The organism is Candidatus Magnetobacterium casense (genome assembly GCF_000714715.1).
Lineage (GTDB): Bacteria > Nitrospirota > Thermodesulfovibrionia > Thermodesulfovibrionales > Magnetobacteriaceae > Magnetobacterium > Magnetobacterium casense.
Map to the genome: position 1 here is coordinate 23035 of NZ_JMFO01000010.1, position 9466 is coordinate 32500.

Annotated in this window: 9 protein-coding genes and 2 rRNA genes (1 of these 11 cut by a window edge); 1 reads left to right on the forward strand and 10 read right to left on the reverse strand. The window is 45.1% G+C overall.

Annotated features, from left to right (window positions below; genetic code table 11):
* Window positions 1–40: 40 nt before the first annotated feature.
* Both Mcas_RS18095 and Mcas_RS07220 read right to left on the reverse strand, forming a co-directional pair.
* Window positions 41–205, reverse strand: coding sequence for a ribonuclease HepT family protein (locus Mcas_RS18095; RefSeq protein WP_156033238.1), 165 nt, complete (start codon window positions 203–205; stop codon window positions 41–43).
* Complete coding sequence (locus Mcas_RS07220; protein ID WP_040334861.1) at window positions 205–498, reverse strand: nucleotidyltransferase family protein; 294 nt, start codon at window positions 496–498, stop codon at window positions 205–207. Before Mcas_RS07220 ends, Mcas_RS18095 begins: the two co-directional genes overlap by 1 nt.
* A 282-nt stretch (window positions 499–780) precedes the next feature.
* Between Mcas_RS07220 and Mcas_RS07225 the strand changes: the two genes are divergently transcribed.
* Window positions 781–1764 carry a sensor histidine kinase gene (locus Mcas_RS07225; RefSeq protein ID WP_040334862.1) on the forward strand — a complete coding sequence of 328 codons (984 nt, stop codon included), beginning with the start codon at window positions 781–783 and terminating at the stop codon, window positions 1762–1764.
* On the opposite strand, the gene Mcas_RS07230 is transcribed toward Mcas_RS07225, so the two are convergent.
* The 8 genes from Mcas_RS07230 to Mcas_RS07265 all read right to left on the reverse strand — a co-directional run.
* Complete coding sequence (locus tag Mcas_RS07230; protein ID WP_040334863.1) at window positions 1719–4199, reverse strand: STT3 domain-containing protein; 2481 nt, start codon at window positions 4197–4199, stop codon at window positions 1719–1721. The genes Mcas_RS07225 and Mcas_RS07230 overlap by 46 nt on opposite strands.
* A gap of 50 nt (window positions 4200–4249) precedes the next feature.
* Window positions 4250–4828: an FHA domain-containing protein gene (locus Mcas_RS16510; RefSeq protein ID WP_052566979.1), complete on the reverse strand. Its 579-nt coding sequence runs from the start codon at window positions 4826–4828 to the stop codon at window positions 4250–4252.
* A 33-nt stretch (window positions 4829–4861) separates the two neighbouring features.
* Entirely contained in the window at window positions 4862–5374 is a 513-nt protein-coding gene (locus tag Mcas_RS07240; RefSeq protein WP_040334864.1) for an FHA domain-containing protein, read from the reverse strand.
* Between the two features lie 108 nt (window positions 5375–5482).
* Window positions 5483–6199, reverse strand: coding sequence for an AIM24 family protein (locus tag Mcas_RS07245; RefSeq protein ID WP_052566980.1), 717 nt, complete (start codon window positions 6197–6199; stop codon window positions 5483–5485).
* A 46-nt stretch (window positions 6200–6245) separates the two neighbouring features.
* Entirely contained in the window at window positions 6246–6953 is a 708-nt protein-coding gene (locus Mcas_RS07250) for a DUF4276 family protein (RefSeq protein ID WP_040334865.1), read from the reverse strand.
* Window positions 6954–6958: 5 nt separating this feature from the next.
* On the reverse strand, window positions 6959–8068 hold the full coding sequence (locus Mcas_RS07255; protein ID WP_040334866.1) for an AAA family ATPase: 1110 nt from the start codon (window positions 8066–8068) through the stop codon (window positions 6959–6961).
* Between the two features lie 41 nt (window positions 8069–8109).
* A 5S ribosomal RNA gene (gene rrf, locus Mcas_RS07260) occupies window positions 8110–8226 on the reverse strand.
* A 42-nt stretch (window positions 8227–8268) separates the two neighbouring features.
* A 23S ribosomal RNA gene (locus Mcas_RS07265) occupies window positions 8269–9466 on the reverse strand; it runs 1788 nt beyond the window's last position.

The following is a 9466-nucleotide window of genomic DNA, read 5'->3' on the forward strand; positions in this document are numbered from 1 at the left end:
TAAATTCTCTAATGCGATTGCCCTGCTACCCCCACTATTACTACTTTTTTTCTATCCTGAAGAATCTTCTCCAGATGTCTCCCGATAATTGTCTTTGCCAATCGGCTTCAAAAGCATCAAGCGAAATGCCCTCTAAAGTGCCGCACACGCCTTCGATAGCTTCGACGATGTCAGTCAGGCGTGGAATAAGCGAAAATGTGGTCATCAGAATACTATAATCGCTGCAGCCTCTATGCGCTCCCGCAGCATCCTGTGCAGACTATCGCGCGTCATAATATCAGCCTTGCAGCCAAGGATTTGACACGTGCGTTCCTTCACATCCATCAGTTCAAAGAGACCGAAATTTTCTCTCTCATAGTCAAAAAAAAGGTCAACATCGGAACCGTCTTTAGCTTCGCCGCGCGCTGTTGAACCAAACATAAAGAGATGCTTAACTCCAAGCCGCTTAAGGTCTGTTTCGTGTTGCTTCAACAGGTCTATTGCCTCGTTACGTTCCATTACTTTATTATAGCACAAGTGCCGCAGGACGTAATAGTTCACCCCCACTAAGACAAAGAAATTAAGATACCGTAAAATTATGATGTGTTATGCTAAAATTGTTTATAAGTACATGGATAAAAGCTTTTATATACCTAACCAAATGGAATTTGCAAAAACACTGTGGTGTGGCATTGACAAGACTTTGCAAACCTGATTTATCTTGGTATATAAATCTTACGATTGAGCATCATGGGGTCAAGGGGGCTTCTTTGTGGCCGGGGTGTCTCAGGGGTGATTAATATGCATGTTGGCACGAGGGTTATAATCCTATTTATAGTGATCAGTGTGTTTTGGTTGTTCGTCTTTAACATAGCGATTGTAGCGTACTTTGAAAACAACATGTCGGAGGTGATTGCAGATGCAGTGACTCCATATGCAAAGATGAGTGAACCTGAGCGACGGACACACCCATTGGACTTCATCGTTATCAGCCCTCAGCCGCTCAACCGCAGTGACCTTGTGGCAGTTGAGGGGATGCAGGAGGGACAGTACTACTATATCAGACGACCATATATACGACAGCGGTTGAACAGCTTTGGCATTATTGTCTTTGGCCTGGAGAGTGCGTTGTTTTTGTCGCTGGTGCTGTTTACGTATATGAGCGTTGCACGATTTGTCAGAGATATAGAGGGCAAGGAACGATTTCTGGACCTGTTGCTGTTGTCGTTTAACCACAAGATAGGCAACTTCCTGTCAACCCTCAAGATAAACGTAGAGATATTAAAGACCAGCCCTGCCGATAACGGTTGCATTGACAGGATCGAGCAGACATGCACGAGGATAGAGGCAGACGTGAAACGGACACTGAAGATGAGCGCCACGGACTACGTAAATATCAACGAGGTCGTCAACGTTGCAGAGGCCATTGAGGATATGGTGTCCTGCTTTGCACCGGAACTAAGTGCCAGGCACCTCACACTTGATCTGCACAGTGTCAGCACCCTCATGGCATATAACGACCTTGAGGATATCCTCTACAACCTCATAGACAACGCCATCCGGTACTCCGTCAGAACGATCAGTATCAGACTGCGTGTGGTAAACAAGCACGTGTGCCTGTACATCAGAAACGACATTGCACCATCGGCGTACAAGGGCACCGGGCTGGGAAAAGAGATCACCATCAGGATACTGGACAGGTACGGGTCAGATATGCGCACCAGGCAGCGACAGGACAGTTACTTCGTCTGTGTGAGACTGCCACTGCCCATAGCCAAGGGGTGAGGCCTCAGCTTAAAGACCCGCATCGCAGGGAAGTCATTGAGCGTCTCCTCGTAGATGGCACTGTCGTAGTTACCCAGGATAAACATCTGATTGAGGTTCGAGTAAAACAAGGCATCCTTCATCACATAGATTTCCGAAATCCTGCCTTTTTCTACAATCAGCTCCAAGAATATGTCGGATTGGTTTTCGTAGTTGATTTGTTTGGTTACTTTGCCATGTTCTGCAAAAACTGTCTTTGCAATGCCTGTAGAGTTGTTTATGAGACCCGTGTTGAGGTCTATGGTGTCAGAGTTACAGGATAAAACCCCGCCATCAAAGGATTGACAAGATAAGGGGACTGCCATTGGGTTGTTCTGATTGGCGTGTTTGCTTGGGATAGTACCTCTGAGATAGTATATCGCCTGGAATTTTCCTAACAGGTCTCTTGTGTACATAAGGTAGATGTTATCAACCTTGACGTTGTCTATAACAGAGTTAAGGGCCTGGTCTTTTTTTATGATGTCCTCGGTGACAGCGGAGCCTTTGGCACAGAGCATGCCGGCTATGTTGTACAGTTCGTATTGACTGCCGGAGGTGAGACCACGGGCAATATAGGTTGTGTTGGTGGTGTTTTGTGTGCCGCCGTCATGAAATGTGGCATAACCGGTTGTATCAACGATGGCATAGCCGAAGTCCCACCAAGTCAGTATTACGGAGTCCTGGGGCAACTTGCCCTTGAGTTGAGACATTGCCCTGTAGATGTCAGTTGGCAGTGAGGGTTGCGGCACATAGGAGTATGCCGTTTGATTGAACACGGAGAGGAAAAAAAGCAACGACATACCATAAACTGCCAGTTCCTTGACTATGTCCCTTGTGTTAAATGAATCCATGATTAGCTTCATAATTATGGCTATCACGTAGCCATATCCTATGCCGACAAGTGGTGCGAGACTCATCACGTATCGGTTTGAGCCGTTGAACGTCAACAGGCCCATAATGATGAGCGGTAGCAGAGGGACGAGCCTCTTTATGTGATAAATGCTGAATACGGCAAAAAACATAAGACCTATAACACTTAAGATGGATTTTGTAAATATAAACGACAGTAGAACATCAACGGGTGTCTTTTGCATTTCCTCAACGGTTGAAAACACATTCTGTTTGACCATAAGTCCGGTTGTAAGATTATACTTCATCTCATTGACATAGTGCATGAGATAGGAGTTTTGAACACTAATTGCTATATTCTTTGCAGCATAAAAGACAGTTGGCAACAAAATGACAAGTGATAATACAGTAGCTATCTTAAATAACGTCAACCGACTGTATCTCTCAAGGTAGAGACAGCAGACCACAAGCAACAAGCATATAGCGATGATATTCAAACCGCTACCGTGAAGCATAATCATACTGATAATGTAGAGCGTAGTGAAGATGACGTTTGTGCCGGTCCAATAAAACTTGAAAATCCTTTTGGTATAGGCTGAAAGATAATCAACCATGCTCGGCAAGACAGATGAAACGGTTACTATGATTTCACAGAGGTACAGGGATACAACAAACATCACCGGTATGTATGCGGAGTAAGCCTCCGGAGCGAACTTTGACAATTCAGCCAACAGCGTCCGTGTGATGCTTAAAACGGCATCGCCTGCGGAGAAGAGCACAAAAATCCCTGCGGCCTTCAGCGTCTTTCTCCAGGGAATTTTGTTTATGAGCAGATAAACAACGAGCACAAACACGTAGAACTCCGCAAGCATACTGAGGTGATACCACCTATGAAAGACAAACATGGAGACACCGGCTATGGCACTGTACAGATAAAGGTTGCGCTCCTTGTTGTCCTTGCACGTGAGCAGGACAAAGTATGACACCAGGAAGAAGAAAAACAGGTTGAGGCTATCCGTATCCACTCGTCCTATTGCCGTTCTTACCATATAGATGTGGTTAAAGGTGCCAACAAGGCTGCCCACAACGGCGGCAGCGGGATAACCTATTTCAAAGAAATAGACAAAAAAAGGTATTATGAAGAGACTCGCCAATATCGGTATTACTATTGTAGCGTTGTCCTCAATGTTGTCAAAGAGGACAGAGAGTTTGGCCGACAGATAGCTCAACAGGATAAAGTCGGGTTTACTGTACCCCACGGGGTAGAATCTCATAGTATCGGGGCCGGTGTCATCATAGGAGTCGGTCTTGTATTGTCGTGCAAAGCGCAACCACAGGAAGGCATCCATCGTGGTCATCATGGGTTTGCCATCGACGAAGTGCATATCGGGGTTCTTCTGCCATTGGTGGTACTGGTTGTACCTCGCCAGGACAGAGAGGCAGCAGCACAACAACATGACAGTCAGCAATACCCATCGTGAATACTTAAGCTGTGGTCTGAGATATGCCGAAAGTCTCTTGCGTATACCAGTTGGTTTTTGTTGCGATACGGCCTTGTCGGCTTTCATGTTTGGGTGTTTGTTGCCATTATAATCACATATTCCTTAGTTATCGGCTATTATAGGTTTTTGGGTTGTTGTATGCCGGTGGTGTCTTCACCAAAATCTTTCCATGTGAAGTCCTCATCGCATAGGGTTCTGAGCAAAAACATTGTGCTGCCCATTTCAATAACGTCCAAGTCTTTGAGTCTCGTTTTCTCTGTTATGGGTTGTCCGTTGAGCTTGGTGCCTTGTGGAGAGAGGTTTTCTATGAAAAAGCTGTTTAACTTTGGATAATAGAACAGCAGGGCATGTTTGCGCGACATCAGTCTGTCGGTCTCTATGCTGATGTGATTTTCCTTGCTTCGTCCGACTTCGTTTTTGCCTATTTTCAGGCAGTAGTCCTGTCCTCTGGAATCGCCTTCTATGACGATCAGCCATCCGGTAGTGGGGTTAAAAGTGAGCCATTGTTGTGCAGGACGTTCGTTTGCCTCCTCAACATGCAACGGATCGTGTGACCCACTTACGGATGTTTCGCCAATGCCAAAGACAGAGGCCGTTGGCTCAAGCACACCCTTTATAAGCTCACAATCAGGGCAAGAAGGCGTCTTGCTCTTGTCATAGAAATGACCATTAGTACATTTTACCAGCTTAACCATGATATTGAAATATACCTCCCGAGCTAATTGTTTTCAATCCCCTTGTTGGTTATCTGTCTGAGAGTCTGGCAACTGTTTTTTCAGTTCAAACTCGGCAACCCGCAGCCCAACAATAAATCTGTCCCCATCGCGTAACACCGTAGTCTTGACCTTTTTGAACTGCGTCTCCTCCGCCCTGGCCACGTAGACACCATTTTTGGAGTCGAGATCATTGATGATAAATGTCCCCGAGGAACTCTGATAGACAATACTCATATGAGAGCGCGATACCTCTATTGAGTGTAGTACGACGGATGCTTTTGCCGGATCCCTGCCTATGATGATCTCCTTGTCAACTGGGATTACAGCGCCTTCGTACTCCCCGCTGAGGCATCTCAAAATCGGCAGAGACGTAAGCGTTTCGCCCTCACTTGTGGCAGTACCGGAGACATAACCATCTGTTGCAGTCTTTTTCCTGCTCCTATTTATGAACACCACTATAGCGGTACCCACAACAATGGCTACGACTATAAATATCAGGACTACTGGTAATTTACTTTCCATCATTACGGTTTATTGTACCATTCAGAGATAAATAAGGTCAAATGTAGGAACCAACCGTAGACCAGCCCCCTTGACGCACCGTAAAAATGCCACGTATTATAGATAATCCTGTCATCTGCCAAGAGTAGGTGCAAGCCATACCTGTCCGGTGCCGCGAAATACCTGCAACAATCCTTCCCCGCTTGCCGCTGAACCCAAGAGCGTGCGGGTTGATTTTTCGATCGTGAAGTCTATATCCCCGATCCTTAGCAGGGCAAAGGTACCATCGACCTTGAGGGTCTCATTGTCCAGTTGGACCTGCATGATCTCTCTCACGGGCACGGGGGAGCACAACACGCATATACCGGTGCCCTTGATCAGGGTCTGAAAAAACCCCTCACCCCCGGCAAGTCCCGTCATCAGGTTTTTCTGGGAAACTGCGCCAACGTGCAGGGTTGACTCGCAGCAGCAGAAGAGTCCCTTGTCGGCAATCAGTTGGGTGTTATCGATATTTATGAGGATATAGTCAGAATAGCTTGGTTCCAGGTAAATCTCGCCGCTGCCTTTATATAGGGGTTTAACAATTTTTTCGTTTGTGACAAAGCCTGAAAAAATACCGCCTGCCGTAGCCTTTGGAATCTCAATGGTGACATCCCCCTTCATAAAGTGCAAGGCGCCGGATTCCATCCTGATTTCCCTGTTTTTCATAGTGACCTTGACCTGTTTGAGCTTCCTGGCCGCCATGACTTTTATGGTCGGTATGTACTCCAAGACCTCAAACAATATATTTTCCCCATTGATACTGTCCATTACCCGATTTAATGGCTCTTCCGTTATCTGGTTAGACATGACGACAACCTCCATTTCTGAGATGATTTATAGTGTGTCCTTAACATTACCTGAAGCAGTCATCTACACATTGGACAAAGCAGTGCCAGCTATCCGACCTTGCCTTTACCTCGTCTGAGCACAGGAAATTGTAGTCTAAGTGATAAATGATTTTGTATGAATCGTCTTTGTGTTTACCATACTCTTTGTCTGAAAACCTGTATAGCCTCTCGATCACCTTAGCTGGACGTTCGTAGTCTTCCGTATTTTCCTTGTCAAGAATCCTTGTAACTTCCGGTGGATTGTCGGTCATTTTAACGAAAAAGTCTTTATCCAATAAAAACCACGCCTCAATTTCCATGATTGCGAGTATGTATTTTATCTTATCTTTATAGTTGCATTCATCAAATGGTTTATAAAAGGCATTTATCAGTTTATCTCTTATCTCCTGTTTTCGGCGATGCGGGTCAGGGTATCTCGGATTATACAGATCACGTAGTCCAATGATATATGAATAGTTATGATTTTTAATCATTGTTTCAGCCTTTTCCCTGATAGTTATATTTACCTTTTCGTCGTTACCTACCTCATGGATCAGGACATAGAACTTTGCATAAGGATTCTTTCTCTCAAAGATTTTCTGTGCTGATTTGTTATTGCCTATATTTTTTTGAACGCTCAATTCGTACTTATTGCGAGTAATATATTCATCCAGGAATTTCTCCACAAAGATTCTCTCCGTCTGCCCCTCCACGAAAAAAGCTATTTTTATCATTAAACTTACACTTCTTGTGTCTTATACATCTGAAATCTGAACAAATCGAAAGAACCAAGTCCCGTGAATTCAAACTCATCAAATTGTTCCTTGCTGTTGCTATAGTTATAGGATTTTACGACATGACCATCACGCTCTAAAATATTTAAATCTCTAATATCAACAGCATTAATCAAGAATCGATTATTTGTCGCAGCTATGAATTGGATGTTTGAACCTTTTAGTTTGTTAAAAATCAACTTGATCAGTTTCGATGATCGATCAAAATCCAAGCCCTCACCGATATCATCGATTACAAGAGTGCATTCGCTATTGTTTAATAATAAGTCTTCAATAATAGCAATCGAGGTAAATGCCCTAAACATACCTTGTGACATTCGATAAAACGCTGTAGGAAATAGCAAACCTTTCTCTTTTACATAGGCTTCAATAATAGAGATATGTTGGTGTTTTAATGGTTCGATATATATGTCATCTACCGGATAACCAATATAGTTAAAATCTTCCATTAGTTTTTCTTTTGTACCATTATTCTTCAGCAATCCCATCAATGTGGATATTATGATCGGTGCATCTTCATTTTCCTTTTTCCCCTCTGAATATACTTCAAACTGATTTCTATCATCAAAAGGATAAAGCCGACATGTTCTTGCCCAATAAAGCAATTTCGCTGGAATTGGATAGCTGTGTAATATAGATAGTGAACTTCCAAGCCCCCCCCTATATTCATCAAACAACATACCTTCTTTGGTATATACTTTGACTGTATCATTGATTCTATTTAAGACAGCTTTTTCATCTGCTGTTATATTTTCAGCTTTTATATCAAATCTTGCGATCTCCAACTCATATGTAACGACAATATTCTCAGTCTTGTCATAAAACTCTATTTTCCAGTGTCCATCTGCAATGATGGGGTCTTGTATGATGGATTGGTATGACTTTAGATTAGGTGACATGAATTTGGCAAGTCTTGAGATTGCGTTTAACAACAGCGTTTTCCCTGTTGCGTTGATGCCAACGATCAGATTGAGTTGCCCGAACTCAACGCCCTGGATTTCCCAATAGTGAGGGGTATCTTTATTTTCGCAGTATTCTATGCTTTTCAGTATCACTTAACAGTCCTGTCGCCTGCTCTTATAGCGGATAAAAAAAATGCCGGCAGCGACCTACTTTCCCAGGACCTCGCGATCCAAGTATCATCGGCCCTAGAGAGCTTAACTTCCGTGTTCGGGATGGGAACGGGTGTAGCCTCTCTGGTAACGCCACCGGCAAACCTGATTATCTATTAATTAGAGCAACGGGAAATTTTTAAAGGGTCAAGGCACACGGTCTATTAGTACTGATCAGCTCAATGTGTTACCACACTTACACCTTCAGCCTATCAACGTGGTGGTCTACCACGGACCTTTAGGGGTATTACTACCCGGGAGACCTAATCTTGAGGTGAGTTTCCCACTTAGATGCTTTCAGCGGTTATCTCATCCGAACATAGCTACCCAGCATTGCCACTGGCATGACAACTGGAACACTAGAGGTTCGTCCATCCCGGTCCTCTCGTACTAAGGACAGCGCCTCTCAAGTCTCCTTCGCCCACAGCAGATAGGGACCGAACTGTCTCACGACGTTCTGAACCCAACTCTCGTACCGCTTTAATCGGCGAACAGCCGAACCCTTGGGACCTGCTTCAGCCCCAGGATGCGATGAGTCGACATCGAGGTGCCAAACCGCGTCGTCAATGTGAACTCTTGGACGCGATAAGCCTGTTATCCCCGGCGTACCTTTTATCCGTTGAGCGATGACCCTTCCACTCAGAGTCACCGGATCACTAAGCCCTACTTTCGTATCTGCTCGAGATGTCTCTCTCGCAGTTAAGCTCCCTTTTGCCTTTGCGCTCTACGGCTGATTTCCGTCCAGCCTGAGGGAACCTTTGGACGCCTCCGTTACTCTTTAGGAGGCGACCGCCCCAGTCAAACTGCCCGCCAGACAATGTCCCTCACCTGGATTACAGGTGTAGGTTAGAGCTCCAGTATACTAAGGGTGGTATTTCAAGGTTGGCTCCAGAGAAACTAGCGTCTCTCCTTCATCGCCTCCCACCTATCCTACACGTACTACACCAAAACTCAATGCCAAGCTGCAGTAAAGGTGCACAGGGTCTTTCCGTCTAGCTGCGGGTAACCGGCGTCTTCACCGGTAACTTAAGTTCGCCGAGCACCTCGCCGAGACAGTGCCCAAATCGTTACGCCATTCGTGCAGGTCGGAACTTACCCGACAAGGAATTTCGCTACCTTAGGACCGTTATAGTTACGGCCGCCGTTTACCGGGGCTTCAGTTCAGTGCTTCTCCTTGCGAATAACACCTCCCATTAACCTTCCGGCACCGGGCAGGCGTCAGTGCCTATACTTCCTCTTGCGAGTTTGCAGGCACCTGTGTTTTTGATAAACAGTCGCCTGGGCCATTTATCTGCGCCCTGCATTACACAGGGACCCCTTCTCCCGAAGTTACGGGGTTAT